General features: G+C 73.6%; 25 protein-coding genes. 14 read left to right on the top strand and 11 right to left on the bottom strand.

The features are described 5' to 3' along the window. Nucleotides 1-200: 200 nt before the first annotated feature. Both ACFVVU_RS01520 and ACFVVU_RS01515 read right to left on the bottom strand, forming a co-directional pair. Nucleotides 201-1,106: an ABC transporter ATP-binding protein gene (locus ACFVVU_RS01520; RefSeq protein WP_387787592.1), complete on the bottom strand. Its 906-nt coding sequence runs from the start codon at nt 1,104-1,106 to the stop codon at nt 201-203. Between the two features lie 231 nt (nt 1,107-1,337). Next, entirely contained in the window at nt 1,338-1,775 is a 438-nt protein-coding gene (locus ACFVVU_RS01515; RefSeq protein ID WP_387787589.1) for a GNAT family N-acetyltransferase, read from the bottom strand. Nucleotides 1,776-1,938: 163 nt separating this feature from the next. Here ACFVVU_RS01515 and ACFVVU_RS01510 point away from each other — a divergent pair, with 163 nt between their 5' ends. Further along, a complete protein-coding gene (locus tag ACFVVU_RS01510; RefSeq protein WP_387787586.1) occupies nt 1,939-3,534 on the top strand; it encodes a M4 family metallopeptidase in 1,596 nt (531 codons plus the stop codon). A 101-nt stretch (nt 3,535-3,635) separates the two neighbouring features. Here ACFVVU_RS01510 and ACFVVU_RS01505 read toward each other — a convergent pair whose 3' ends face one another. Then, nucleotides 3,636-4,598, bottom strand: coding sequence for a D-2-hydroxyacid dehydrogenase family protein (locus tag ACFVVU_RS01505; protein ID WP_387787583.1), 963 nt, complete (start codon nt 4,596-4,598; stop codon nt 3,636-3,638). Nucleotides 4,599-4,746: 148 nt separating this feature from the next. Here ACFVVU_RS01505 and ACFVVU_RS01500 point away from each other — a divergent pair, with 148 nt between their 5' ends. Beyond that, a complete protein-coding gene (locus ACFVVU_RS01500; protein WP_380686961.1) occupies nt 4,747-5,373 on the top strand; it encodes a dihydrofolate reductase family protein in 627 nt (208 codons plus the stop codon). An 11-nt stretch (nt 5,374-5,384) separates the two neighbouring features. On the opposite strand, the gene ACFVVU_RS01495 is transcribed toward ACFVVU_RS01500, so the two are convergent. From ACFVVU_RS01495 to ACFVVU_RS01485, 3 genes are all read right to left on the bottom strand, one after another. Next, nucleotides 5,385-5,681, bottom strand: coding sequence for a hypothetical protein (locus ACFVVU_RS01495; protein ID WP_387787580.1), 297 nt, complete (start codon nt 5,679-5,681; stop codon nt 5,385-5,387). Nucleotides 5,682-5,753: 72 nt separating this feature from the next. Then, nucleotides 5,754-7,220, bottom strand: a complete 1,467-nt coding sequence (locus tag ACFVVU_RS01490) for a glycerophosphodiester phosphodiesterase (RefSeq protein ID WP_387787578.1) — start codon at nt 7,218-7,220, stop codon at nt 5,754-5,756. 195 nt (nt 7,221-7,415) lie between these two features. Further along, the gene (locus ACFVVU_RS01485) at nt 7,416-8,174 is read right to left on the bottom strand and encodes a phosphotransferase family protein (RefSeq protein WP_387787575.1); all 759 of its coding nucleotides are present in this window, start codon (nt 8,172-8,174) and stop codon (nt 7,416-7,418) included. A gap of 398 nt (nt 8,175-8,572) precedes the next feature. Between ACFVVU_RS01485 and ACFVVU_RS01480 the strand changes: the two genes are divergently transcribed. Further along, entirely contained in the window at nt 8,573-9,361 is a 789-nt protein-coding gene (locus ACFVVU_RS01480; protein WP_387787572.1) for an SDR family oxidoreductase, read from the top strand. Here the strand turns inward: ACFVVU_RS01480 and ACFVVU_RS01475 are convergent. From ACFVVU_RS01475 to ACFVVU_RS01465, 3 genes are all read right to left on the bottom strand, one after another. Then, nucleotides 9,318-10,004: a class I SAM-dependent methyltransferase gene (locus ACFVVU_RS01475; protein WP_387787570.1), complete on the bottom strand. Its 687-nt coding sequence runs from the start codon at nt 10,002-10,004 to the stop codon at nt 9,318-9,320. The genes ACFVVU_RS01480 and ACFVVU_RS01475 overlap by 44 nt on opposite strands. Before the next feature lie 92 nt (nt 10,005-10,096). Next, on the bottom strand, nt 10,097-10,336 hold the full coding sequence (locus ACFVVU_RS01470; protein WP_380686952.1) for a hypothetical protein: 240 nt from the start codon (nt 10,334-10,336) through the stop codon (nt 10,097-10,099). Nucleotides 10,337-10,489: 153 nt separating this feature from the next. Beyond that, nucleotides 10,490-11,446, bottom strand: coding sequence for a hypothetical protein (locus ACFVVU_RS01465; protein WP_387787567.1), 957 nt, complete (start codon nt 11,444-11,446; stop codon nt 10,490-10,492). A gap of 404 nt (nt 11,447-11,850) precedes the next feature. Here ACFVVU_RS01465 and ACFVVU_RS01460 point away from each other — a divergent pair, with 404 nt between their 5' ends. Beyond that, on the top strand, nt 11,851-12,276 hold the full coding sequence (locus ACFVVU_RS01460) for an NUDIX domain-containing protein (RefSeq protein WP_387787564.1): 426 nt from the start codon (nt 11,851-11,853) through the stop codon (nt 12,274-12,276). A 128-nt stretch (nt 12,277-12,404) separates the two neighbouring features. Here the strand turns inward: ACFVVU_RS01460 and ACFVVU_RS01455 are convergent, their stop codons facing one another. Beyond that, the gene (locus ACFVVU_RS01455) at nt 12,405-12,983 is read right to left on the bottom strand and encodes a GNAT family N-acetyltransferase (RefSeq protein ID WP_380685517.1); all 579 of its coding nucleotides are present in this window, start codon (nt 12,981-12,983) and stop codon (nt 12,405-12,407) included. A 265-nt stretch (nt 12,984-13,248) separates the two neighbouring features. Here ACFVVU_RS01455 and aroA point away from each other — a divergent pair, with 265 nt between their 5' ends. The 9 genes from aroA to ACFVVU_RS01410 all read left to right on the top strand — a co-directional run bounded on the left by aroA (nt 13,249) and on the right by ACFVVU_RS01410 (nt 21,714). Further along, entirely contained in the window at nt 13,249-14,493 is a 1,245-nt protein-coding gene (aroA, locus tag ACFVVU_RS01450) for a 3-phosphoshikimate 1-carboxyvinyltransferase (RefSeq protein WP_387787561.1), read from the top strand. Between the two features lie 403 nt (nt 14,494-14,896). Continuing rightward, on the top strand, nt 14,897-16,624 hold the full coding sequence (locus ACFVVU_RS01445) for a hypothetical protein (RefSeq protein ID WP_387787558.1): 1,728 nt from the start codon (nt 14,897-14,899) through the stop codon (nt 16,622-16,624). 451 nt (nt 16,625-17,075) lie between these two features. Next, nucleotides 17,076-17,333: a DUF6879 family protein gene (locus ACFVVU_RS01440; protein WP_380685527.1), complete on the top strand. Its 258-nt coding sequence runs from the start codon at nt 17,076-17,078 to the stop codon at nt 17,331-17,333. 20 nt (nt 17,334-17,353) lie between these two features. Further along, nucleotides 17,354-18,202, top strand: coding sequence for a helix-turn-helix domain-containing protein (locus tag ACFVVU_RS01435; protein ID WP_380685529.1), 849 nt, complete (start codon nt 17,354-17,356; stop codon nt 18,200-18,202). A 97-nt stretch (nt 18,203-18,299) separates the two neighbouring features. Next, nucleotides 18,300-18,572 carry a hypothetical protein gene (locus tag ACFVVU_RS01430; RefSeq protein ID WP_387787554.1) on the top strand — a complete coding sequence of 91 codons (273 nt, stop codon included), beginning with the start codon at nt 18,300-18,302 and terminating at the stop codon, nt 18,570-18,572. Nucleotides 18,573-18,762: 190 nt separating this feature from the next. Then, the gene (locus ACFVVU_RS01425) at nt 18,763-19,188 is read left to right on the top strand and encodes a hypothetical protein (RefSeq protein WP_380685531.1); all 426 of its coding nucleotides are present in this window, start codon (nt 18,763-18,765) and stop codon (nt 19,186-19,188) included. Next, nucleotides 19,185-19,841, top strand: a complete 657-nt coding sequence (locus tag ACFVVU_RS01420) for a hypothetical protein (RefSeq protein ID WP_387787551.1) — start codon at nt 19,185-19,187, stop codon at nt 19,839-19,841. Before ACFVVU_RS01425 ends, ACFVVU_RS01420 begins: the two co-directional genes overlap by 4 nt. Then, nucleotides 19,805-20,647 carry a hypothetical protein gene (locus ACFVVU_RS01415; RefSeq protein WP_387787549.1) on the top strand — a complete coding sequence of 281 codons (843 nt, stop codon included), beginning with the start codon at nt 19,805-19,807 and terminating at the stop codon, nt 20,645-20,647. The genes ACFVVU_RS01420 and ACFVVU_RS01415 overlap by 37 nt, the downstream gene beginning before the upstream one ends. Continuing rightward, nucleotides 20,644-21,714, top strand: a complete 1,071-nt coding sequence (locus ACFVVU_RS01410; protein WP_387787546.1) for a GNAT family N-acetyltransferase — start codon at nt 20,644-20,646, stop codon at nt 21,712-21,714. Before ACFVVU_RS01415 ends, ACFVVU_RS01410 begins: the two co-directional genes overlap by 4 nt. Before the next feature lie 71 nt (nt 21,715-21,785). Here the strand turns inward: ACFVVU_RS01410 and ACFVVU_RS01405 are convergent, their stop codons facing one another. Then, entirely contained in the window at nt 21,786-22,739 is a 954-nt protein-coding gene (locus ACFVVU_RS01405) for a GNAT family N-acetyltransferase (RefSeq protein WP_387787543.1), read from the bottom strand. A 136-nt stretch (nt 22,740-22,875) separates the two neighbouring features. Here ACFVVU_RS01405 and ACFVVU_RS01400 point away from each other — a divergent pair, with 136 nt between their 5' ends. Then, the gene (locus ACFVVU_RS01400; protein ID WP_387787541.1) at nt 22,876-24,240 is read left to right on the top strand and encodes a BTAD domain-containing putative transcriptional regulator; all 1,365 of its coding nucleotides are present in this window, start codon (nt 22,876-22,878) and stop codon (nt 24,238-24,240) included. The last annotated feature ends 16 nt before the right edge of the window (nt 24,241-24,256 follow it).

Here is a 24,256-nt window from a genome sequence, read left to right as displayed (position 1 = left end):
ACCGGGGTCGGTCACGAAACGGTGCAGGTGGGAGCGGGCCGACGGAGCCCCGGCCGTCCGTCCGCCGACGAGTTCCGGCCACCGGGGGCGCACCGGGTCGTGGCCAAGAGGGCAAAGAAGTGGTAAAGGGGCGCGCACCGGCGGTGCGCGCCCCCTCTCGAACCTCGCTCGGGCTTCGGAGCCCGTCCGGGTCCCGGGTCTCAGACCTCCGGGGTGCGACGGGCGGCGGCCCGGGCGGTCCAGCGGCCCTCGTGCCGGGTGATCCGGATCGGGTGCCCGAAGGTGGCGCTCACCAGCTCGGTGGTCATCACCTCGTCCACCGGCCCGGCCGCGACCGTCTCCCCGCCGCGCAGCAGCAGCGCGTGCGTGGTGGACTCCGGCAGCTCCTCCAGGTGGTGGGTGACCAGCACGCTGGCCAGCTCCGGGTGCTGGTGACGCAGCAGGTCCAGGCTGTCCAGCAGCAGCTCGCGGGCAGTCAGGTCGAGCCCGGTGGCGGGCTCGTCGAGCAGCAGCAGCCGCGGGCTGGGCATCAGCGCGCGGGCGATCAGCGCCCGGCCGCGCTCCCCCTGCGAGAGCGTGGTCCACGCGGACTCCGCGGTCGCCGCCATGCCGAGGGTCTCGATCAGCCGCTCGGCCCGGTCCAGCTCCTCCGGGGCGGGCTTGCGGTGCAGGTCCGGCTCGATGGTGTTGGTCACGCCGGTGAGCACCACCTCGCGCACGGTCAGCGGCGAGCGCAGCGGGTGGCGGGGGTTGACGTGGCCGAGATGCGCGCGCAGCTCGCGGATGTCGACCCGGCCGAGCCGGCGGCCGAGCACGTCCACCTCGCCGCGGGTGGGGTGGGAGACCGCGCCGAGCAGGGCGAGCAGGGTGGACTTGCCGGCGCCGTTGGGGCCGAGCAGCGCCCAGTGCTCGCCGGGCCGGATGGCGAGGTCGATCCCGCGCAGCAGATGGCGCCCGTCGCGGACGACGTCGACGGCCCGGGCGCGCAGCAGCGGCAGCGGGTCCACGCCGGCGGCGGGGGTCGTGGCGGCGGCCTGGGCCGTGTCGGCCGGGGCCGGGACCGGGGCGGCCGAGTCGGACGAGGTGCGCGGGTCGGACGTGCTCATGCGGCGGGCCTCCTACGGGTCCGGTGCCGGGCAGGGTCACGGAGACGGCGCCGCACCGGACGGGCCGGCGCCGACCGTCCGCGTGCAGAGTACAACCGTTCGCCCGGACGGCGGTCCGGGCGTCCGAGCGGTGGACACCGGCTCGCGCCGGAGCGCCGGGCACCGTCGGAGCGTCGGGCGGCGCCGGAGCGTCGGGCACCGTCGGGCGCCGAGCTCCGAGCGGCGGGCCGTTCAGAGCGCGAGCAGCCCCGCGTCCGTGGGCCGGAAGCCGCAGGCGTCGAGGTAGTAGGCGCGCAGGTGCGGCTCGAAGTCGACGTGCAGCCAGTCGCAGCCGGCCGCACGGGCGTTCTCGGCGGCGACCGCGACCAGCCGGGTGCCGGTGCCGCCGCGCCGGACGGCCGGGTCGACGGCGGTGTCCAGCAGGAAGGCGTGGACGCCGCCGTCCCAGAGGACGTTGACAAAACCGAGCAGCGGACCGTCCGGGGCCGGGCGGGCGCAGACCCAGCCGAGGCTGTGCCGCTCCAGCCGGGCGCGCCAGGGCTCGGGGGTGCCGTCGGCCTCGGACGCGGGGTGACCGAAGGCGGCGGCGTGCAGGGCGTCGAGCTCACGGTCCGTGAACTCGCCCCGCCAGTGGAGGTCGAGGGGCGGGAGGGGCTGGGGGTTCGTCATGGCAGGAGCGTAAGCAGGCTGCTCACGAGCCGTCACTCTTGATCAGTACAGGACACAACTTGGCAAAGTTCTGACGCCGCCTCTAGCTCTGACTGACTGATCACCGTCAATCTCATCGCAGCCCTCATCCCCGCACCACGCAACACCCCCGACTGGAGTCAGAGTGAGCCCCTCCTCCTCTTCTCGCCGCCGCCTCGCGGCCGGAGCCATAGCCGCCACCGCCGCCCTCGTCGCGGCCACCGTCACCGCCGGCACCGCCTCGGCCGCCCCCGCCGGCCGTGACGCCGCCATCGCGCAGGCCCGGGCCAACGTCGCCCGCAACGCCGCGGTCTTCGGCTTCGGCGACGGCCAGGACCTCGTCGTCAAGGACGTCGTGCTCGACGCCGACGGCAGCCGGCACGTCCGCTTCGACCGCACCTACCTCGGCCTGCCCGTGGTCGGCGGCGACCTGGTGGTCCACCAGGACGCCCGCGGCCGGCTCAAGGACTCCTCGCGCGCGGCCGCCCACGACGCCGCCGTGAAGACGATCGTCCCCAAGGTCCCCGCCCAGCTCACCGCCGGTCGCGCGCTGGCGGCCGCCCCCGGCATCGGTGACGCCGGCAGCAGCCCCGAGCTGGTCGTCTGGGCCGCCGACGGCACCCCGCGGCTGGCCTGGCGCACCACCGTCCAGGGCACCGGCGACCACGGGCAGCCCGCCGGCCGGGTCGTGGTCACCGACGCCGACAGCGGCGAGCAGATCGAGGCCTACGACTCCGAGCACCAGGCCTCCGGCACCGGTCACTCCGAGTACACCGGCGACATCGCCATCGACACCACCGCGCAGAGCGGCGGCGGCTACGCGCTGATCGACCCGCTGCGCGGCCACACCACCAAGGACGCCCGCAACCTCTCCGCGAGCGCGATCAACGCCGGCTCCGGCACCCTCTACACCGACGCCGACAACGTCTGGGGCGACGGGAAGAAGTTCTCCACCGACCGCGCCACCGCCGCCGTCGACGCCCACGCCAACACCGCCTGGACGTACGACTACTACAAGAACACCTTCAACCGCAGCGGCATCAAGAACGACGGCAAGGGCGCCACCGTCTTCGTGCACGTCGGCACCAAGTGGGACAACGCCCAGTGGTCCGACAGCTGCTTCTGCATGATGACCGGCGACGGCGACGGCGTCACCGACCCCGAGCAGGTCGACCTCGACACCATGGGCCACGAGATGACCCACGGCGTCACCAGCGCCACCGCCAACCTCCGCTACAGCGGCGAGTCCGGCGGCCTCAACGAGGCCACCTCGGACATCTTCGGCACCATGGTCGAGTGGTACGCCAACAACCCGGTCGACACCGGCGACTACCTGTTCAGCGACCAGTCCACCCCGCCGTGGCTGCGCCGCTTCGACAAGCCCTCGCTGGACGGCAGCTCCGCCGACTGCTGGAGCCGCAAGGTCGGCCAGCTCGACGTGCACAACTCCTCCGGCGTCGGCAACCACTGGTTCTACCTGGCCAGCGAGGGCAGCGGCGCCAAGACCGTCAACGGCGTCGGTTACAACAGCCCGACCTGCAACGGCTCGACGGTCGCCGGCATCGGCAACCAGAAGGTCGCGAAGATCTGGTACCGCGCGCTGACCGTCTACATGACGTCCACCACGGACTACAAGGGCGCGCGCACCGCGTCCCTGAACGCCGCCAAGGACCTCTACGGCGCCAACAGCACCGAGTACAACGCGGTCGCCGCCGCGTGGAGCGCCGTCTCGGTCTCCTGACGCCCGCTCGCGCCGCGGCCCGTCGCCCGCCCCTTCACGGAGGGGGCGGGCGACGGACCCTCGGCGGTCGGCGTCAGCCGTCAGCCGTCAGCCGTCAGCCGTCAGCCGCCCAGGACGCGGACGGGCGAGCCGGCCAGGAACGCCGCGATGTCCTCCACCGCCTCGCCGTAGTAGCGGCGGTAGTTGTCCCGCGACACGTACCCCAGGTGCGGCGTGGCCAGCAGCCGGGGCGCGCTGCGCATCGGATGGCCGGCCGGCAGCGGCTCCCGGTCGAACACGTCCACCGCAGCCCCCGCGATCCGGCCCCGCGCGAGCGCCGCCAGCAACGCGTCCTGGTCGACGATCGCCGCCCGCGAGGTGTTGACCAGGTACGCCTCCGGTTTCATCAGCGCCAGCTCCGGCGCCCCCAGCAGCCCGCGGCTGCGCTCGCCGAGCGCCAGGTGCACGGAGACGAAGTCGCTCCCGCTCAGCAGCTCCGGCAGGGACCCGGCCCGGTCCACCCCCACCTCCGCCGCCCGCTCGTCGGTGAGGTTCGGACTCCACGCCACCACGTCCATCTCGAACGCCAGCCCCACCCGGGCCACCCGGGCACCGATCTTGCCGAGACCCAGCAGACCCAGCCGGCGCCCCGCCAGATCGGCGCCCACCGTGCTCTGCCACGGCCCGCCGGTGCGCAGCGCCGTGCTCTCCTCCACCAGCCCCCGGGCCAGCCCCAGCAGCAGTGCCCAGGTCAGCTCCACGGGCGGCGTCGAGGAGCTGGCCGTCCCGCAGACCGTCACCCCGTGCGCGCGGGCCGCCGCGTGGTCGATCACGGAGTTGCGCATCCCCGAGGCGACCAGCAGCCGCAGCCGGGGCAGCCGGGCGAACACCGAGGCCGGGAAGGGGATCCGCTCGCGCAGCGTGACCACGATGTCGAAGTCGGCGACCGCCGCGACGAGTTCGTCCTCGGAGGCGGGATGCTCGCGGAACGCCACCACCTCCACCCGGTCGGAGACCGGCGACCAGTCCACGATCGTGGTGGCGACACCCTGGAAGTCGTCGAGTACGGCGCAGCGAAGTCTCATGCCCCGCACTCTTCCAGACCCGCCCGGGCGCCGGACGACCGGCGTGGGCCCGCCCGGGCGCCGGACGACCGGCGTGGCGCACCGGCGGCGCGGGCGGCCGTCTGGGATCTTGGACCCCGGGGGCGGCATCCGACCGGGGAGACCCTTCATGGCCAAGCTCGTCCTGACCACCTTCCTGACCCTCGACGGCGTGATGCAGGCGCCCGGCGGACCGGACGAGGACCGCGAGGACGGCTTCGCCCACGGCGGCTGGCTGTTCCCGTTCGCCGACGACGAGGAGTTCGGCGCCCTGATGGACGGCGTGCTCGGCCGGGCCGGTGCCTTCCTGCTCGGCCGCCGGACGTACGACATCTTCGCGGGCTACTGGCCGAAGGTCACCGACCCGGCGGACCCGATCGCCGCCCCGCTCAACGCGCTGCCCAAGTACGTCGCCTCCACCACCCTGGGCGAGCCCGCCTGGTACAACACCACCGTGCTGACCGGCGCCGCCCCCGGCGGCCTGGTCGCCGAGGTGACCGCGCTCAAGGAGCGGCTGGGCGACACCGAGATCCAGATCCACGGCAGCGGCGCCCTCGCCCGGGTCCTGATGCCGCACGAGGTGATCGACGAGTACCACCTGGTCACCGCGCCGGTCCGGCTCGGCACCGGCCACCGCCTCTTCCCCGAGGCGGGCCCGCCCACCGCCTTCCGCCTCACCGGCACCCGCACCACCCCGTCCGGCATCACGGCGCACACCTACCGTCCGACGGGGCCGGCGCGGTTCGGGACGTTGTAGGGGCGCGTGCGTCAGGGGCCGCTGGTGTCCTTGCGCCGGAACCGCCGGCCGGTGGGGGCCTTCGGTTCGGGCGGGGGTGGGGCGGACGGGTCGAGCAGGGCGTTCAGCAGCCGCAGGTTGCGGTCGTCGAGGGCCGCGAGGGCCCGCCTGATCGCGGCCAGATCGCCGCTGCGGGTCGCGTGGACCGCCTGGAAGGCCTGTTCGACGTCGGCCTTCAGACCGATGCGGTCGAGGTGGAAGAGGAAGGCGGCGACGCCCTCGGCCCGCTGACCGCGGCAGAAGCCGTTGCGGTTGTCGACGCCCGCCACCCCGGTTCGGGGGTACCGCCCGCCCGGTCACCGGGCGGGACCGGGCGGGCGGTGGGCCCGAGCCGTAGGCGGCTACGGGCGAGCGGAGAGCCAGCCGGCCAGCTCGGCCGGGCGGTTGGTGATGATGCCGTCGACGCCGGCGGCGTCCAGGGCCTTCCAGCGGGCGGCCGAGTCGACGGTCCAGACGTTGACCGCGACGCCCGCCGCGTGCAGGGCCGCGATCACCCCGGGGCGGGCCGCGAGGGCGGCATCGGCGGGGTTGTAGGCGGACAGGCCGAGGTCGCGGGCGACCGCCACCGGGTCGGGGTCCAGGTCACCGCGCAGCAGGGCGAGCGGCAGGTCGGGGGCGAGTTCGCGGGTGTAGCGCAGGGCGTCGACCTCGAAGCTCTGGACCAGGACGCGGCCGGTCATGCCGTGGTCGCGGATGTCCTTGACGATGCGGGCGACCTCGTCGCGGGTGTGCGGGCCCTTGATCTCCAGCAGCAGGCTGCCGCCGCGGGTGCGCAGGTCGTCCAGCTGGGCGGCGAGGCTCGGCACCCGCGCACCGGCCGTCGTCGGGGCGAACCAGGAGCCGGCGTCCAGGCCGTCCAGCTGGGCGGCCGTCAGATCGCGGATGCGGCCGCTGCCGTTGGTGGTGCGGTTCACCGTGTCGTCGTGCAGGACGTACGGCACGCCGTCGCGGCTGGGCTGGACGTCGTTCTCGATCCAGTCGGCGCCGGCCCGCCGGGCGACCTCGTCGGAGAGGAGGGTGTTCTCGGGCGCGGCCGAGGAGGCACCACGGTGGGCGAACACGGTGAGCGGCGCGCCCGGTTGGCGGACGAAGGCGCCGGGGGCGAGGGCGGTCACCTTGAGGTCGTCGAAGGAGACCTGGGCGCCGTTGACGATCAGGGCCTGGCCGCCGTCGGCGCTGCGGGCGACCTGCGTGGTGCGCATCACCTCCCGGCCGTCGAACAGCCAGCGGGCCGTGGTGCCGTGCACCTCGGCGGCGATGCGCACATCGCGCCCGGTTCCGGCGGCGGTCGCGGCGGAGCCGGTGTTGGTGACGTTCCAGGTGTTGGCGGGGGTGCGCTGGGCGAACTCCAGGCCGTTGGCGGCGGTGGTGGTGGAGCGCATGGTGGCGATCGACCAGGGGGTGGTGCCGTCGGCGGGCACGTCGAGCCCGAGCGCCGCCCAGCGGGCGCCGTCGACGACGGTGTCGAAGCGGGCGGTGGCCTCGATGCGGAAGTCGGTGAGGTGGCGGCCGAAGGTGATGCGGGTCTGCTGGTTCCAGTCGGTGGAGGCGCCGACGAGGCGGCCGTTCTCCACCTTCCAGGCGCCCTCGACGGCGTTCCAGCCGGCGGGGAGGCCGGGGCCGTTGAAGCCCTCGTCGACGACGACCTCACCGGGCGCGGGGGCCGCAGGGGCGGCGGAGGTTGCGGAGGCCGCGTGGGGGGTGGTCAGTGCGACGGTGGTGACGCCCAGGACGGACGCGAGCAGCGCGGCGAGCAGGCCGGTGCGGCCGTTCTTCGGGGCGGAGGTCGACGGGTGACTCTTTGTCATGTGCGGAAAGGTATTCGATCACGGCCCGAGCGGGAAACCGCCGACCGGCCGTCACCTTCGCTCCGCCGGAGGTCCGTCGACAGGGATGTGTACGCGGGCCGGCAGCCCGTGCTCGCGAAACGCCTGACGGCGGACGGCTTCGAGCTGCTGGAGGGCGCGGCACTGCTCGCCCAGGTGCGCCGCTCCGTGGACCCGCTACTCGACGTCACCCTTCAGTTGGGCTCTCAGCACGTCGACCTCGCAGCCCGGCAAAGCGGGGTCGAACCCGTTCTCGGCCAGCCAGCGGACCACCAGCAGGCTCCGCAACGACCACCACGCCCGGATCAGTTCGAGGTCGACGTCGGCGTCGGCGCCGTAGCCGGTGAGGACGTCACCGAGGCGCTCCGGGTGCCCGAGGGTCAACGTGGCGAGGTCGTAGTGGGCGTCGCCCGGGGCCGCCTCCGACCAGTCGATCACGCCGGTGACCTCGTCACCGTTCACGAACACGTGGGCGACCTGCAGATCCCCGTGGATGAACGCGGGTCTCCACGGGCGCAGCGCAACCTCGGCGATCCGACGATTGCCCGCGACGAGCCCGGCGGGCAGCGCATCGTTCGCGAGGAGCCACTCGCACTCGGCGTTCAGCCGCGCCGCCACCTCGTCCACGCCCCGCCCCGGCCACGGCGGCAACGGCGCATCGTGCAACCGCCGCACGGTCGCCCCCGCGGCCCGCCACGCCGCCGCCGAAGCCCCCGACACCTCCCCCAGCCGCCCCAGCGCCACCCCGGGAACAGCCCCGATCGCGAGCACGGGCGGCTTCCGCCAGAGCACGGGCGGCGTCGGAATCGGCGCCCTGCCCATCGCCTCCACCTCGACATCGGTACGCGCCTGATCGGCGTCGACCTTGAGAAACACCTCGCCGACGCGAAGCGTGGCCCGTTCACGATGCGCGACGACTACCTCGATTTCCTCCACGCCGCCCATTATTGCCAACTGGCCACCCCCGTCAGCGGATTTAAGCCCGGCCACCCACGAGGCCTCCTCCCACCCGCCGCCGCTCCCCGGTCCCCTGGGGAGCAGCGGCGGAGCCATCAACAGCCATGGCCGAGGTCGGAACCATCCCCGCGTGTGCGGGGAGCAGCGGCCGTGAGCCGCGGGTCCAGGGGGCGGTGGGGCGGGATTCTGCAACTTGTCGAGATCCGGGCATTTCCGGCTTCGGGGTGCCTCGTGGTGGGTGCGGGAGCACCCGGTCCAACGTGCTGCACAGGAAGTCGGCCGGTCCGACTTCCCGTGCAGCACTGGGCGGGAAGCTTGCGTGGAGGCAGCGTAAAGGGTTTGACGGCCTGCCATCTCCGAGCGGACGATCGCTTGTCATGACGATCGGCGGCGAATCCCCGCGCTCCCCCAGCTCCAGGCCCGTGGCGTTGGTCACCGGTGTCGGGCGGACGGTGGGGATCGGGGCCGGGGTGGCGAGGCGGCTTGCCGGGGCCGGGTGGGATGTGGCTTTCACCTACTGGACGCCCTATGACCGGCGGATGGCCTGGGGCGAAGAGGCCGGGGCCGCCGAGGCGGTCGGGCGGGCGCTCGCGGACGAGGGTGCGGCGAGTGTCGCGGTGGAGGCCGATCTGGCTGAACCGGACGCTCCGGCGCGGGTGTTCGACGAGGTGGAGAGGCGGCTCGGTGGTGTGACGGCGTTGGTGCTGTGTCACTGCGAGTCGGTGGACTCGGGGCTGCTCGACACCACGGTGGAGAGCTTCGACCGCCACTTCGCGGTCAATGCGCGGGCGAGTTGGCTGCTGATCCGGGAGTACGGGCGTCGGTTCGCCGGGCCGGCGGGCAGTGGACGGATCGTCGCGCTCACCAGCGACCACACGGCGGGCAACCTGCCCTACGGGGCGAGCAAGGGGGCGCTCGACCGGATCACACTCGCCGCAGCGCGCGAGCTGGCCCAGCTGGGGGTGAGCGCCAATGTGGTCAACCCCGGCCCGGTGGACACGGGTTGGATGACCGAGGAGGTGCGGACGGCGGTCGTCGGCCACACGCCGCTCGGCCGGCTCGGCACGCCCGAGGACACCGCGAACCTCGTCGCCTTCCTCTGCTCGCCGCAGGGTCAGTGGGTCAACGGTCAGCTCCTGCTGAGCAACGGCGGCTTCGCGAGCTGAGCGGGCGGGCGGGCGGCGGGCCGTCGGCGGCGAGGACCAGGACGGTCCAGTGCACGTCGGTGCGGCCGTGCAGGTCGGGGCGTTCGGTGTGCAGCAGGGGGTGCAGACCGTGGGCCCGGGCGAGGGCGAGGGTTTCGTCGGCCGGGGCGTCGTACATCCGGCGGTCCGGCGGGACGGGGCCGTGGCGCACGGAGAGGAAGAGGCGGCCGGCGGGGGCGAGCAGGCCGGCCAGCGCGGCCATTGCCGACGGGCGTTCGTCCGGGGGCAGGTGCATCCAGACGGCGGTCAGCAGGACGACGTCGAAGCGGATGCCCTCGGCGCCGAGGCGGGGCAGGGCGGGCAGGGCGTCGTCCACCCAGCGGACACCGCTGCCGGCGTGCAGCCGCTCGCCGATCCGGCGCAGCTCGGCGGTGGGTTCGGCGGCGACCACCCGGTGACCGAGGGCGGCCAACGCGGCGGCGTCGCGGCCGCTGCCGGCGCCGACGTCGAGGACGTCGCAGGGCCGGGTCGGGATCAGGTACAGGGCCTCGCGGTGGACGTCGGCGAAGGTGACGGCTTCGTACTGCGCCGCCAGCTCTTCGGCCGCCGCGCCGTAGCCGGTGGTGCCCACCGGACGGTCCGCGCCCGGTTCCCCCGTCGCCATCGCTCCCCCTCCGCCGTCCGGCGTCAACCGGGCCCGCCGGAACTGTCAACAGGCCGTGCCAACGCTACCCCGGATGGCCGTCACGCTTGCGGTCAGGCCTCGCCCGGGTGCCAGGTGGGCCACTCCCACGGGCGGTCCTCCCACTGGACGCGGGCCGGGTCGCGCGGGTCGAGGTCGGGGAACAGCTGGTGGATCCGCGGTTCGAACTCCTCCGGGCCCAGCGGCTCCCAGCCGTGGCCCTCGAAGTGGACCAGCCGGTAGCGGCTGTCGGTGCGGAACTCGGCGACCTTGACCTGGGGCTGCGCCGTGCCGGACGGGCTGTTGGTTTCCATGTGCCCAGCATGTGGCGGACCTCCGGGGAGCGCACCCGGGGTACGGCAGGCAGCGTACGGCCGGGGGCGTGAGGAGGGGCGGTCGCGCCCCGGGGCGCTCTTCCGGGTCATGTCCCGCCGTCGGCGCGCTCGTTGAGTACGGCGAGCGGGGCCCTACGGCGGCCCCGGACCGGCCCCGTTCCCGTACGACCGGGCGTCGGCGACGGGTGAGCCGCCGGGGAGCCGGAGCAGGCGATGGCAGGAGGACGAGGACATGAGCGGGCAATCGACGGGCGGCGGCGCGGCGGCAACCGGCGGTCCGCCGCCGAATGGCGGAGTGCCGACCGGTGGTCCGCCGCCGCCGCGCGGACCGGTGGTGGGCGGACCGACGGCGGCGGGCCGGGCGCGGCCGACGGGTCCGGGGGGCTCGGCCGGTCCGGCCGGTCCGGGGGTGACGAAGCCGTCCGGCGTCGTGCAGTGGCAGTGGCCGGCCCACGCGTGGCAGCCTCCGCCGGTGCCGGCCCCGCCGACGAACCCCAGCGAGCCGCCGCCCTGGGAGGCGATGGCCGAAGCGGCCGCCGAGAAGGCCCGGCAGCGACGACGCCGGGGGTGGATGGCGGGCTCGGCCGGGATCGTCGCCGGGCTGGCGGTGGTGCTGGCGATGTGTGGCCCCGGGCCGGGCGAGGAGTCGTCCGGGGTGCTGGCCTTCCCGGGGCCCTCGGCGCCCCCGCCGCTCCCGCCGTCCCCGGTCGCCTCGGCGGCGATCGACCGGCTGCCGGTGCCCGCGCCGTCCCCGCTGCCGCCGCCGACGACCACCAGCGGCGAGGGCGCGCGAGCCGCCGCCACGGCCAGTGCGGCAGCGGCGGCGAGTGCGGCGGCCGGTGCGGCGGCCGAGGCGGCGGAGGACGAGCCGCAGACGGCGGCCGTGCCCCGGGCCGACGGCGGGGATCGCGCCGGGTCGCCGCGACCGAAGCCGAGCCGTTCGCCGCGCCCGGCGCCCAGCCGGACGGCGGGCGCCCCGTCCTCCGGTCCCGCCCCGGCGTCCACACCGGCGCCGGGCGCCGCGCCCGCGCCCTCCACTGCCGTGAGCGCCGCCGCGGCGGGCGTGGCGCCCGGCGCGGGGGCGGGCACGATCTGCGATCAGGCGGAGCGGTTCGGCCGTTGGGCGGCCGGTTCCGAGCAGGCCCGCCTCTGCCGCAGCATCTACCACTGAGCGGCGGACGACTCCCGTGGACCGACGGCGGCCTCCGGCAGCGGTCGGCCGTCGATCTCGGCCGCCCGCCGCTCCCCCGGCAGCCAGGGCCGCTACGGGAAGGGCCGCATCGAGCAGGGCGCGCCCGATTCGTACGGGTTCGGCGAGGCCCCGCGCACGAGGCCCACGTCACCGGAGCCCAGTGGGCCGCCGCCCGGGACGCACCGTCGGAGCCCTCGGCGAGGACGATGCCCACCGGCCCGCCGGAGCGGAGGCCCTGCGCACACGACCGCCCGCAGACCCGCGCGAACCCGCGTGATCGGCGACTGGAACAATCACGACCATGTTCGAGCACGAAACACCGGAGACCGATCCCGCACCGCTCACCGTCGTGGCCGCCGCCGTGGTCGAGGAGGGCCGGCTGCTGGTCGTCAGCAAGAAGACGGCGCCGGACGTCTTCTACCTCCCGGGCGGCAAGCCGGACGCCGGGGAGGAGCCGCTCACGGCGCTGACCCGCGAGCTGGCCGAGGAACTCGGCGCGGCCCCCGTCGCACCGCGCCACCTCGCCGACATCGAGGCGGTCGCGGCGCTGGAGGGCGTCCCGATGCGGATGACCGTGTTCGAGGCCGGGCTGGACCGTACGCCCGCCCCCGCCGCGGAGCTCGCCGACCTGCGCTGGACGGACTGCCTCGACCCGGCCCTGCGACTGGCCCCCGCCGTCCGCGACCACCTGGTCCCGCTGCTGCGCGAGCGCGGCCTGCTGCCGTAGCCGGTCCGGGGCTGATCCCCTGGCCGGCCGCGGAGGCGGTCCGCCCACCGGGGGGGCGGACCCTCCGGGCCGTCACCCACCACCCGACACCGCCGACACCGCCGCCGTCGCCGCAGCTACAGCCACCGTTACCGGCCGGTGGTGAGCCCCTTGATCAGCTTCTCGAACCGCAGGTCGGGGCGGAGCGGGATGCCGAAGCGCTCGTCGCCGTACGGGAACGGCGTGTACTGGCCGGTGCGGAGGAAGCCGCGGCGCTCGTACCAGGCGATCAGCTCGGCACGCTGCTCGATCACGGTCATCTCCATCTCCACCGCGCCCCACTCCTCGGCCGCGTACCGCTCGGCCCGGGCGAGCAGGGCCCGCCCGAGGCCCCCGCCCTGGCGGCCGGGGCGCACCGAGAACATGCCGAAGTAGGCGTGCTCGCCCCGGCGTTCCAGCTGGCAGCAGGCGAGCAGGTCGCCGTCCAGCTCGGCGATCAGCACCACGCCGTCGGGGTGGGTGACGGCCGCGGTGACGCCCTCGGTGTCGGTGCGCTGGCCCTCCAGCAGGTGGGCCTCGGTGGTCCAGCCGACGCGGCTGGCGTCGCCCCGGTAGGCGGACTCGACCAGGGCGAGCAGGGCCGGCACGTCGGCGGTGGTCGCGGTGCGGAAGGCGAGGCGGTCGGTGCTGACGGCCTCGGCGGCCGATCGGGTGCTGCTCTCGGGCACGGGGCCTCTTCTCGGGCGGGCCCGGGCCGGGACCCGGGCGGGGCGGGCGGCCGTTCGGGCCGGTCCCCCGCATCGTGCCACAACCGCCCGGGGCCCCGACCTGCCCTGACGCCCGCCCCGCTCCCACCAGCGTCCGCCGGCTCCACCGTCACCGTCCGGCGAATCGTCCAGCAACCGGACGACCCCCCGCACCCCGCACCGCCTCCGGCAGGATGGCCGGGACGACCCCGTCCCTCCCCCCTCGCCCACTCACCCCGGAGGCACCATGACGACCGTCGAGATCCCCGGCTCCAAGTCGGTGACCGCGCGGGCGCTGTTCCTCGCCGCCGCCGCCGACGGCACCACCACCCTGCACCGGCCGCTGCGCTCCGACGACACCGAGGGTTTCGCCGAGGGCCTTGACGCGCTCGGCTACACGCTCACCCGCGAGCCGGACCGGTGGACGGTCGAGGGCCGCCCGCAGGGCCCGGCCCGGGACGCCGAGGTGTTCTGCCGCGACGGCGCGACCACCGCCCGTTTCCTGCCCGTGCTCGCCGCGGCCGGGCGCGGCTCCTTCCGCTTCGACGCCTCCGCCCAGATGCGGCGCCGCCCGCTCGGTCCGCTGACCGAGGCGCTGCGCACCCTGGGCGTCGACCTGCGGCACGAGCAGGCCGAGGGCCACCACCCGCTGCGGATCACCGCCGACGGGGTGCGGGGCGGCGAGCTGAGCCTGGACGCGAGCCTGTCCTCGCAGTACCTCACCGCGCTGCTGCTGCTCGGCCCGCTCACCGAGCAGGGCCTGCGGATCACCGTCACCGACCTGGTCTCGGCGCCGTACGTGGAGATCACCGTCGCCATGATGCGGGCCTTCGGCGCCACGGTGACGCGCACCGGCCGGGTCTTCGAGGTCGCGCCCGGCGGCTACCGCGCCACCGCCTACCCGGTCGAGCCGGACGCCTCGACGGCGAGTTACTTCTTCGCTGCCGCCGCGCTCACCGGCCGGGAGCTGACCGTCCCGGGGCTCGGCAAGGACGCGCTCCAGGGCGACCTGCGGTTCGTCGACGTGCTGGCCCGGATGGGCGCACGGGTGGAGGTCGGCGCGGACCGGGTCACCGTCCAGGGCCCCCGGGACGGCCGGCTGTCGGGTCTGACCGTCGACATGCGCGACATCTCCGACACCATGCCGACGCTCGCCGCCCTCGCCCCGTTCGCGGACGGGCCGGTGCGGATCGAGAACGTGGCCAACACCCGGGTCAAGGAGTGCGACCGGCTGGACGCCTGCGCCGGGAACCTCCGCCGGCTCGGCATCGAGGTCGCCACCGGCGACGACTGGATCGAGATCCGGCCGGGCGTCCCGCGCGGCACCGCGCTCGACTCCCACGGCGACCACCGGATCGTCATGTCGTTCTCCGTCACCGCCCTGCGCACGCCCGGCATCACCTTCGACGACCCCGGTTGTGTGCGCAAGACCTTCCCCGAGTTCCACGAGGTGTTCGGGCGGCTGCGCGAGGAGTGGGCGACGACCGGCTGACCACGGCGCAAGGGCGCGACGGTGCGGGGGCGCCGGGCCGGGCGCCCCCGCACGGCTCGCGCGCCCAGGCCGCACGCCCTGCCGCACGCCCGGCGCCGTGGCCTCGGCCGCCCATCCACCCGAGCAGGACAGGAGAGGGGCAACCGTCCGGGCGAACTGTCCCGGCACGTAAGTAGGGGTGGTTCATGGATCGCCTCCCCCCGCAGGGCTGGACGGGAGTTGCGACGTGGTTCTGGTCAGGCAGAGGTCAATTCGGGACAGAGCGCAAAGACAGCGGGGTTCGTGCAGCAGGGGTTGCTTACTGTCGGTCAGGCTGCCGGCATTCCCCGGCGGGACATGTGGCCTCGAAGGATCCCGGCGGCGCCCGGCAACAGCCCGAACCGACTGCGCTTCTTCTGCCCGCATGCGTGAAAGCAAAGGTAGGGAGTACTTACCCGTGCCCTCTGTGTTGCACTACGAGATCGTCACGGATCCGACACCGCTTCAAGTCTCGCGTCCCGGGGCGCCGTCCGTGGGGACGGTGTACATCGTCGTCTCGAACACAAGCCTCTCCGAGGTGAAGATCGAACACGTTGATGTGCTGATTCCGGTCGGCACCGGCAGCGACGACCTGACGGACGACGTGTCGGCGATCAACGCGAGTGTCACCGGGACCTACGAGAAGCCGGCGGGTACAGCACCGAGCTTCGTCTGGCACAGCGGGGGACGCTTCCGGTTCGCCTTCACCTCGGGAAAGCGGGTGAAGCTGCCAGGGCAGGAGTCCTTCGTCCTGAAACTGGAGGACATCCCCGTTTCCGACCAGGCCGGGTTGGTTGTCATCTCGCTGAACGAGAAGGCGGCGACCAGCGGCTCGTCCATGAACCGCTATCCCTTCATCACCAACCTCGCGCTGGTGAAGCAGAGGCCACTGGTCCCGCAGAACCTCCGCGCGGAGAGCGCCTTGGTGGGCGCCGGCGACGACGTCGTCCTGCGCTGGGACGGCCCGGACAGCCTCACCTACTGGATCCGCTACCCGGATGGGCTTTCGGAGCCCGTCCCCCCGCCGGCCCGGCCCGTTCCCGTGCCGTTCGGGGCTTACGAGCACACCCCCTCCCGTGCCCTGACACGGGGCACCACCTACACCCTCGTGGCCGGTACGGCCGACAGCAACGGGCAGGTTGAGGAGGGGTACTTCCTCACCACCACCGTCCACGCGGTCGTCCCCGAGTTCGAGAGCGGAGCGCGGGCCCCGTGGGTCGAGGGGACGACCGATCAGGGCCGGGTCACATTCACCGAGGACGGCGTGAGGGTCGACGATGACAACGGCGTCCGGGGGACGGTTGCGGCCGGGACCGCCGATGTCGACAAGGTGAGGACCGAAAAGGTCGGAGGGCGGGGCACCGACTCCGGCTGGATCGACTTCCCGGACGCGGGTATCGCCGTTCACCACGGCTCCGGCCAGGACCTCGGTGCTGTCGCCGCCAAGCGCGTCAGCGCTGAGGGCGTGAACACCGAGTGGGTCCAAGGCCGCGACGCCACGGACGGCCGGATCGAGTTCCCCCCGTCCGGCATCAACGTCCGAAGCAACGGCGGCCAGGACTGGGGCACCATCGCCGCCGACACGGCCGACGTGAAGGGCGTGAACACCCAGTGGGTCCAAGGCCGCGACGCCACGGACGGCCGGATCGAGTTCCCCCCGTCCGGCATCAACGTCCGTAGCAACGGCGGCCAGGACTGGGGCACCATCGCCGCCGACACGGCCGACGTGAAGGGCGTGAACACCCAGTGGGTCGAGGGACCGAACGGTACGAAGAGCCGCCTCGCCTTCACCGACACGGGCGTGAAGATCACCGACCCTGACGGCCACCGCGGCACCATCGTGGCGGGCGAGACCAACGTCCGCAGCGTTGTCACCCCCTGGGTCTCGGGGCCCCAGCCCGGCGCGGGATGGATCGCGTTCCGGGTGGAAGGCGTGGACGTGATGCGGGACAGCGAGGTCTCCTTCGGTACGATCCGAGCCGCCGAGTTCGAGGAGAAGGACGGCGGGACCGGACGGCCCCTGCACCGGAGGCTCCCCCCGTACGCGTGGCCCCCGAAGTCGGACAAGCAGAAGCCCTCCACCTCCAGCAACCTGCGTGAGGATCCCGAGTAGGCGCTCAGCCTCGTTCGGCCGTCCGTGGGGCCCGCGTCTCCGGCTCGCACACGAGTGCGGCAGAGACGTGGGCCCCACGCCGAACGGCAAGGTCATGCCGTGGGACCACTGCTCACCGGCAACGACGTGAGGGACCTGGGAGTTCAAGCACGCCTCGCGGTGGACGATCGTCCGCGCGACGCCGCAGGGCCTCGTCCGAGGGCCCGGCGGCCCGGGTCTCGCGGCATGAGTTCCTGCGGCGTCGCGACGAGGCCGAGCGGCAGCACCAGGCCGCACCCCCAGCCGATGGCACCAAGCCCCGCCCCTCGTCGTGACCGGACATCCCTCTCCGCCTCATATCTGGCGGTGCATCAGACGTGGAAAGTCCTGACAGGGGGAGCCTCCTGGGCGGAGTATGAGCACCGGTTCAGGTCTGCAACTGAGCGCAACCGGCTCGACACGGGAGGATCAGATGGCACTACGGTTCGTTGCGAAGGACGAGAAGTCGGGGGATCACGGCTCTCCCGCTGCCTCTGATCTTCTGCTGCCCGGAAACGACTTCTGGCTGTTCGACGGCAAGATCGTCCAGTTCAACATCTTCGACGGCGATGGCCGATGGGTGCACACGGATCAGAGTGACGATCCCGCTGTGGCGCGGAACTGCGCAGCGGCTTTCGACGCCGTGTGGGAGCGTGCTGTCCCTCACGAGGCATTCAGCATCGCCGAGTAGTCACCGCAGCCGGCCAGTTCATGTCCTCTTCTCCTCTCTCCAGTGCCCAAGCCGCACGGAAGGCGCTCGCCGATCAGCTCGACCGGATCCGGCGGGACGCCGGACTTTCAGGGCTTGAACTGGCCGCGCGGTGTGGGTGGCACAAGTCCAAGTCATCCCGCATCGCCCGCGGCCTGACGGTTCCCTCCGACAGCGACATCCGTGCTTGGTGCACGGCGTGCGGGTCTGCGGAGAAGGCATCGGACTTGATCGCAGCGTCGCGTACCGCCGAGTCGATGTACACGCAGTGGCGAGACCTCCACCGCGACGGCATGAGGCGGGTGCATCAGAAGACGCTGCCGCTCTACCAGCGGACACGAAAGTTCAAGGTGTACGCCTCCAACGTCATGCCGGGGATGACGCAGACGGCCCCGTACGCAACCGGGCTGCTCCGTTCGATCACGACCTTCCAGGGCACCCCGGACGACGTGGAGGACGCGGTGAAGGCCCGGCTGAAGCGATCCCGTGTCCTGCACGATGCCGGCCATCAGTTCGCCCTGATCCTGGAAGAGGCCGTTCTCTACTACGGTGTCTGCGACGACGAAGCCCTTGCTGGGCAGCTTGACCACTTGCTCGGGATCTCCTCCCTCCCGAACGTTTCGGTCGGAGTCGTCCCGATTCGGGCTCGTCGAACCGTCTGGCCACTCGAAGCGTTCTACGCCTTCGACGAGAGCCTCGTGGCAGTCGAGACTTTGACGGCGGAGATCAACGTCACCGCTCCTGGCGAGATTCGCACATACCTTCGCGCCTTCGCCGAGCTGGCCAAGATCGCCGTTCACGGTACCGAAGCCCGAAGTCGAATCGCCAAGGCCCGCAGCGCTCTCGGGTGAACCTGTGCAACCGCGTGCAACTTCCTGGCACCGTCTGTAGCCGCCTCCCTACGGTCTATCACGCACCCCCGCCGCCACGGCGAAGGAGGACAGACCGATGACGAGACGCACCGCCCCCCGGGTGAACCGAGAAGTCGTGACCGAGCCCTCGGCGTCCGATTTCCCGCTGGACGACTACCGAGCGGCCAACGCGGCCGATCGCGCACCCTCCGTGGAACGCTTTCCAGGGCGACCTGGTTCGGCGCCGCACCAACGGCTGACGGGCACCGTCGCGCAGACCCCGAGCGAGCTCGCCAACCATGCCTGGGTGACCCGGAACAGCTCCAGCGACCCCTGCCCGGGGCTGGTCCTCCTCGCGCTGTCGCGCTGATAGCGCTGATCGCCTCCGGCCGCTTCTACTGACTTCGGCTCGTCAGTAACCACCAACCGCGCCCTCGGGCGCCCCATGAGCCCCCGGCTCGTCGGAACGGGCCCTCCGCCGAGCCCGGGCCGCACCACCCCGCACCACTGCTCGCCCACTCCCGGGCGAGCAGAGCCAACCCGATTGATTGGAGAGGCGCATGAACACCCCCACCCTCAAGTCCGGCGTCGAGCTGGACGAGCTGGGCAAGTTCTTCACGATCGCCGCGCACCGGATCGACGCGGGCCAGACCGCGCCGGAGATGTTCTCCGCCGCCATCGACTCCGCGTGGCACACCCTCCTCGCGGACCCCGCCGCACACCACACGTTCGCGCTCCAGCACGCCGGCCGCACGCTGGACCACGTCGAGATGAACGGTCACGGGCCCATCGCGTGGGTGGCCGCGTACGAGGACGCGTACGGGCCGCTGCCGGAGATCTGGTTCACGAACGCCGACGGCACCGTGAACACCGAAGCCCTCACGCGGTACCGGGAGAACGGGACCGTCACCGCCGAGTGGGACTGCGGCCCCAAGCCCGGCCCCGGCGACGGCGACGACCTGACCCCGGCGGCGTCCTACCTGTGATCACCACACCAGTCGACGGAGCGTCCCGGCCGACCGCCGGGGCGCTCCGCCTCGCCGAAGCCCGGACGGAGAACCCGCTCGGCGTCGACACCAACGGCTACCTCGCCGGGCTGCACGAGCACTGCCCGTTCCTCAGGCCGTCCACCCGGCGCGGCATGACCGGATGGACCGTCTACGAGATCACCCCGGGCAGCCACCGGTACGCCGTGGAGGCCGAGTTGTTCTACGCCGGGGTCCAGGCCGCGGAATGGGTCCGGCCGCTGATGGGCCGACCGTACGGTGTTCTCGCGTGCGAGAACGTGGTGCTGCTCGGGCACTGCGAAGGCGCGGACCACTGCGAACTGCTGACCTGGCCCCACTGGGCGCTGAAGAACCTCTACGCCCAAGTCGGGATCATGTTCGGCAAGTTCGCCCAGGGCGCCGTCGAGACCGGCCGGCGCGGGCAGAGCATCCCGCCGCCGCCGTTCTCGTTCCTCCCGGTACGGGCGGGCGTGCGGCCGTTGGACCCGAAGTTCCTGGAGACCACGCCCGACCTCGCGACGGCGCTGTCCGTGGCGGTCGATGACGGTCGGGACGTCTTCGAGCACATCCCTTGCGAGTGGAAGGCAGTACGAGAATGGGCGAGTTCACTTCCGTTGCCGCAGCCGCGCTGAAGGCCGCGGAGGCAGCCTGCGGACCGGTCGACCTGGAGGAGATCAGCGACCGGCGGGGCTCGGCGGTCTGGAAGGCCAGTGGTCCGCGCGGGGCGGTGAGCATCAAGCTCGGCACCGGCGAGGCCATCGAGGTCACCAGCCGCGAAGCCTCCGTGCTGGACCAGCTCCCCGGCTACACCGTGACCACCGGGCGCTTCGCCAACGGCGTCTGGTACGTCACCCCGTGGCTGGCCGGACCGTCCACCTGGGACGTCTTCCGGCCCCTGCGCAAGAAGGACGAGGGCAGGGACGACGCCCTGGCCGCCGCAGTCGACCTGTGCTGCGCCGTGGCCGACCTGCACCACGCCGGGTGGGTGCACGGGGACCTCCAACCGCAGCACGGCATCCACACCGAGCACGGCGTCCGGCTCCTCGACTTCGCCTGGTCCCGGCGACTCGCCGACACACCCTGGTCGAGGTTCGACGGCACGATGATCCACCTCACCGCGCCCGAACTGGCCGCCCGGATCATCAACGGCCCCCAGCCCGTCCGAACGACCCAGCCAACCGACGTCTACGCCCTCGCCGCAACCCTGTGGACCTGCGCCACCGGTGCCTGGCCGCTGGACTACGAGGCCGGCGGACTCGCCAAGGACGCCCCGGTGGAGGCGAAACGCAAGGCCATCGCCCACCGTGCCGTCCCGATGGCCACCGCGACGCCCTGGCCCGCCCTCCAGGCCCGGCTGCGCTACGTCCTGCTGGCCGCCCCCGACGACCGGCCCACCGCCACCGAACTCGTCAAGCTCATCGAAGCGGTAGACGGGTGATCGAGCTACGGGAGCTGGTTCCCGGCGACGCCGAGGCCCTGCTGCGGATCTACAGCGCGGAGGCGACCAGGTACCTGGGCCGGGCACCGATGGATGCCGCCGAAGCCCGCTACTACGCCCAAAGCGCCGCCGCCCACGCAGCCCAGAACCCCCGCACGCTGTACATGCTCGGCCTCACCGTGGACGGCGACCTCGTGGGCATCGTCAAGCTGCACTGTGACCGCCCCGCCGCCACTATCAGCTACATCCTGCGCCCCGACGCCTGGGGCCGGGGCTACGCCACCGAAGGGGTTCACAAGATCCTCGCCCTGGCGTTCGGCCGCCTCGGCCTGCCGGAGGTCCACGCCAAGCACCACCCTGACAACCCGGCCTCCGGCCGCGTCCTCCTCAAAGCGGGATTCGTCCCGGCCGGCGAGCACACCGGCTGCCCGACGTACGTCGTCCGGCCCTCGCGAACGGTCGGCGGCTCCCGTCTCGAACTCGCGCCCCCGACCCACAGGGACACTCCCATGAGTGCGCCTTCCCCGGTGACCAGAACCTCCTCGACGGCGCCTTCGACCGCGTCCAGGCGCTCGCCAACGGCTGATCCCCCGGCACGGGTGCTCCCCGCATCGGCCCGGGCGGGCGCGGAGTCGTCTCCGCGCCCGCCCGGGCGCTCGCGAACCCGTGCGCCGTCGCCGGTTCGGGGGATTGCGACCGGGCTTCCGGGACGGACCGGGTGGCCGGGGAATCCATGGCCCGGAAGGGCGCCTACCGGTTGTGCGCCCTCGGAAGGGAGAACAGTCATGCGTCGTCGGATCGCCGTGGCCGGGATGCTGGCCGCCGCCGGAGCGCTCGCGCTCGCCATGCCCGCGCAGGCGGCCACGGGGGTGCTGGTGGTGAACGGCGTGGCACAGCAGAACCCGGCATCGGGGTGTTACCCGACCCTCTCACCCGTGGTCATCGAGAACCTCACGAACGCGACGGTCGACGTCTACTCCGCGCCGAACTGCCGCGGGGTGGTGACGCGGGAGGTGGCTGCCGGGATGTCCGCGGCGACGGTCGGGTTCAGCTACCTCGTCAACTGACGCCGACCTGGCGGGTGTCCGGCCGGGCGCGGAGTCGTTTCCGGGCCCGGCCGGGCCCGGCGGTACGGGGGTCAGACCGGGAGGACCAGTTCCCAGGTGTCCACGGCGAAGTGGGTCGACATCCCGTGGGCCTCGTAAAGGGCGAGGGCCCCGGTGGCGTTGGCGGTGTCGACGCCGAGGGCGACCCGCTCATGGCCGAGGGCCGCGTAGTGGCCGAAGAAGTGGCGCAGCAGGTAGCCGCCGAGGCCGCGGCCCCGGGCGGTGGGCAGGACGCCCAGGCGGTCCGCCCAGCCCTCGCCGGCGCGGTTGTCGCGGGTGCGGAGCACGGCCACGTCGCCGACGCCCTCCAGTGCGGCGATCCAGGTCAGCGACCAGTCGAGGCGGTCGCCGTCGATGTCCTCCCACCACTGCTCGAAGGTGCGCGGCCGGAAGTCGAAGTCCCCGGCGAAGGTCTCCTGTTGCAGCCGGTGGGCGGTGCGGCGGTCCTCCTCCCGGCGGCAGTCGCGCAGGGTGATGCCGGGCGGCGGCGCGGGGACGGGGTCGGCCTGGGCGTCCACCCGGCGCGCCATCACGTGGTAGCGGCGCACGCGCTCCCAGCCGCGCTCCCGGAGCGCGCCGGTGTCGAGCGTGGGCCGGGTGTTCAACAGCAGGTGCAGGACGGCGCGGGAGGCGCCGTTGGCCACCGCCCGTTCCACCGCCCGGCGCTCCATCAGCGTGAACAGGTACTGCGCGCCGGCCTGGTACTCGGGCAGGACGTACTGGTCGAGGTCGACCCGCTCCCCGCCGGACCGGTCCCGGACGAGGCCGTAGCCGACCAGCTCCTCGCCGTCGGCGAGCAGCCAGGAGTCGTCGCGGAGGTCGACACCCGGGTGGGCCAGGTCCGCCTCGACCTCGTGCAGTTCGGTCTCGGCCCGGCCGATCTCCAGCAGGTCCACCCGGTTGAGCAGGTCACGGACGGCCGGCGCGTCGCCGGGCACGGCGCGCCGCACGGCCAGGCCGGCGGGCGGGAGGTGGGTCGTGGTCATCCTGGCGGTTCTCCTGATCGGGGGCGGTGGCCGACGGGCCGTCCGGACAGGCTGCCCCACCCGGCGTGCAAGATGCGTGCAATCGGCGCGTACGCTGCACCGGACCGTGGAGCGGGTACGACGGAGAGGGCGGCGGATGGCCGGTCGGGGATGGTGGTTCGGCGTGCTGGGGCCGCTCGCGGTGCACCACGACGGGCGGGCGCTGCCGCTGGGCGGCGCCCGGCAGCGCACGGTGCTCGCCACACTGCTGGTGGCGCACGGGCGGTCGGTCCCGGTGGCGAGCCTGGTCGACAGCGTGTGGAACGGCCGGGAGCCGGCCAGCGCGGTCAACACGCTGCAGAGCTACGTCTCCCGGCTGCGCACCCTCCTGGGCGACGCCCCGGGCGGCTCCGACGGTCCCGCGCCGCGGCTGCTCGGCACGGCCGGCGGCTACCGCCTCGACCTCGGCCCGGCCGAGGGGGCGGCCGCGGACGCGGATGAGGACGCGGTCGACGTCCACCGCTTCGAGCGGCTGGCGGCCGACGGCCGGGCGAGGCTGGCCGACGGCGACGCGCACGGCGCGCACGCACGGCTCGTCGAGGCGCTCGGCCTGTGGCGAGGGCCGGCCCTCGCGGACCTGCGCGAGGTGCCGCCGCTGCAGGCGGAGGCCGTCCGCCTGGAGGACCTCCGGCTGGCCGCCGTGGAGTCGGCGGCCGAGGCCGAACTCGCCTGCGGGCGCCCGGCGGCGGCCGTCGATCGGCTGTGGCGGGCGGCGGCCGAGCACCCGCTGCGCGAAGGCCCGCAGGCCCTGCTGATGAGCGCGCTGTACCGCACCGGGCGGCAGGCGGAGGCGCTGGCGCTCTACGGCCGGACCAGGCGGCGGCTGGTCGACGAGCTCGGCGTCGAACCGGGCGCCGGCCTCACCGCCGTCCACCGGGCCATCCTCCGCCAGGAGTTGTTGCCACCGTTGCCACCGTTGCCGCCGGACCGGGAGACCGGAGCCGCGCCGGACGCCGCCGGACACCTCTCCGGGCCCCTCGGCGGGCCGTTCGTACCGCACCGCTTCGAGGTGCCGGAGCGGCTGGAGGCGCCGGGCTTCCTGCTGCGCCCGATCACCATCCGCGACCTGGCGCAGGACCACGCGTTGGTGACCGGTTCCCGGGAGCAGCTCCGGGAGCAGTTCGGCAGCGCCTGGGACTGGCCCCCGCCGGACCTCACCGAGGAGCAGGACCTCGTCCAGCTCGCCTGGCACCAACAGGAGTTCACCCGACGGACGTCCTTCGCCCTGGCGGTGGTGTCGCCGGGCGACGGGCGTCTGCTCGGCTGCGTCCACCTCGACCCGCCGGGCGACCGGCGCAACGACGCCGATCTGTTCTTCTGGACCGGTGAGGGCCCCGGATCCGCCCTGGACCGCGAGCTGTCCACCGCCCTCGACCACTGGCTCACCACCCGCTGGCCCTGGCGGCGGGTCGCCCGGCCCGGCCGCACCGACCCCTGGCCGCCTGCGCCACCGCGCCTCTGAGCGGACGTCGGCGGCC

The sequence above is a fragment of the Kitasatospora sp. NPDC057965 genome (assembly GCF_042887135.1).
Lineage (GTDB): Bacteria > Actinomycetota > Actinomycetes > Streptomycetales > Streptomycetaceae > Kitasatospora.
Note: the sequence above shows the minus strand (reverse complement) of the source record. Positions and strands in the feature narration are given on the sequence as shown.

Excerpts from the sequence above, each read along its gene's own strand:
- ACFVVU_RS01440 (WP_380685527.1), top strand. The coding sequence starts at position 17,076 with ATGGCACTACGGTTCGTTGCGAAGGACGAGAAGTCGGGGGATCACGGC.
- ACFVVU_RS01415 (WP_387787549.1), top strand. The coding sequence starts at position 19,805 with ATGGGCGAGTTCACTTCCGTTGCCGCAGCCGCGCTGAAGGCCGCGGAG.
- ACFVVU_RS01460 (WP_387787564.1), top strand. The coding sequence starts at position 11,851 with ATGTTCGAGCACGAAACACCGGAGACCGATCCCGCACCGCTCACCGTC.
- ACFVVU_RS01480 (WP_387787572.1), top strand. The coding sequence starts at position 8,573 with ATGACGATCGGCGGCGAATCCCCGCGCTCCCCCAGCTCCAGGCCCGTG.
- ACFVVU_RS01500 (WP_380686961.1), top strand. The coding sequence starts at position 4,747 with ATGGCCAAGCTCGTCCTGACCACCTTCCTGACCCTCGACGGCGTGATG.
- ACFVVU_RS01490 (WP_387787578.1), bottom strand. The coding sequence starts at position 7,220 with ATGACAAAGAGTCACCCGTCGACCTCCGCCCCGAAGAACGGCCGCACC.
- ACFVVU_RS01430 (WP_387787554.1), top strand. The coding sequence starts at position 18,300 with ATGACGAGACGCACCGCCCCCCGGGTGAACCGAGAAGTCGTGACCGAG.
- ACFVVU_RS01475 (WP_387787570.1), bottom strand. The coding sequence starts at position 10,004 with ATGGCGACGGGGGAACCGGGCGCGGACCGTCCGGTGGGCACCACCGGC.
- ACFVVU_RS01445 (WP_387787558.1), top strand. The coding sequence starts at position 14,897 with ATGCGTGAAAGCAAAGGTAGGGAGTACTTACCCGTGCCCTCTGTGTTG.
- ACFVVU_RS01405 (WP_387787543.1), bottom strand. The coding sequence starts at position 22,739 with ATGACCACGACCCACCTCCCGCCCGCCGGCCTGGCCGTGCGGCGCGCC.
- ACFVVU_RS01435 (WP_380685529.1), top strand. The coding sequence starts at position 17,354 with ATGTCCTCTTCTCCTCTCTCCAGTGCCCAAGCCGCACGGAAGGCGCTC.
- ACFVVU_RS01520 (WP_387787592.1), bottom strand. The coding sequence starts at position 1,106 with ATGAGCACGTCCGACCCGCGCACCTCGTCCGACTCGGCCGCCCCGGTC.
- ACFVVU_RS01470 (WP_380686952.1), bottom strand. The coding sequence starts at position 10,336 with ATGGAAACCAACAGCCCGTCCGGCACGGCGCAGCCCCAGGTCAAGGTC.
- ACFVVU_RS01515 (WP_387787589.1), bottom strand. The coding sequence starts at position 1,775 with ATGACGAACCCCCAGCCCCTCCCGCCCCTCGACCTCCACTGGCGGGGC.
- ACFVVU_RS01425 (WP_380685531.1), top strand. The coding sequence starts at position 18,763 with ATGAACACCCCCACCCTCAAGTCCGGCGTCGAGCTGGACGAGCTGGGC.
- aroA (WP_387787561.1), top strand. The coding sequence starts at position 13,249 with ATGACGACCGTCGAGATCCCCGGCTCCAAGTCGGTGACCGCGCGGGCG.
- ACFVVU_RS01505 (WP_387787583.1), bottom strand. The coding sequence starts at position 4,598 with ATGAGACTTCGCTGCGCCGTACTCGACGACTTCCAGGGTGTCGCCACC.
- ACFVVU_RS01400 (WP_387787541.1), top strand. The coding sequence starts at position 22,876 with ATGGCCGGTCGGGGATGGTGGTTCGGCGTGCTGGGGCCGCTCGCGGTG.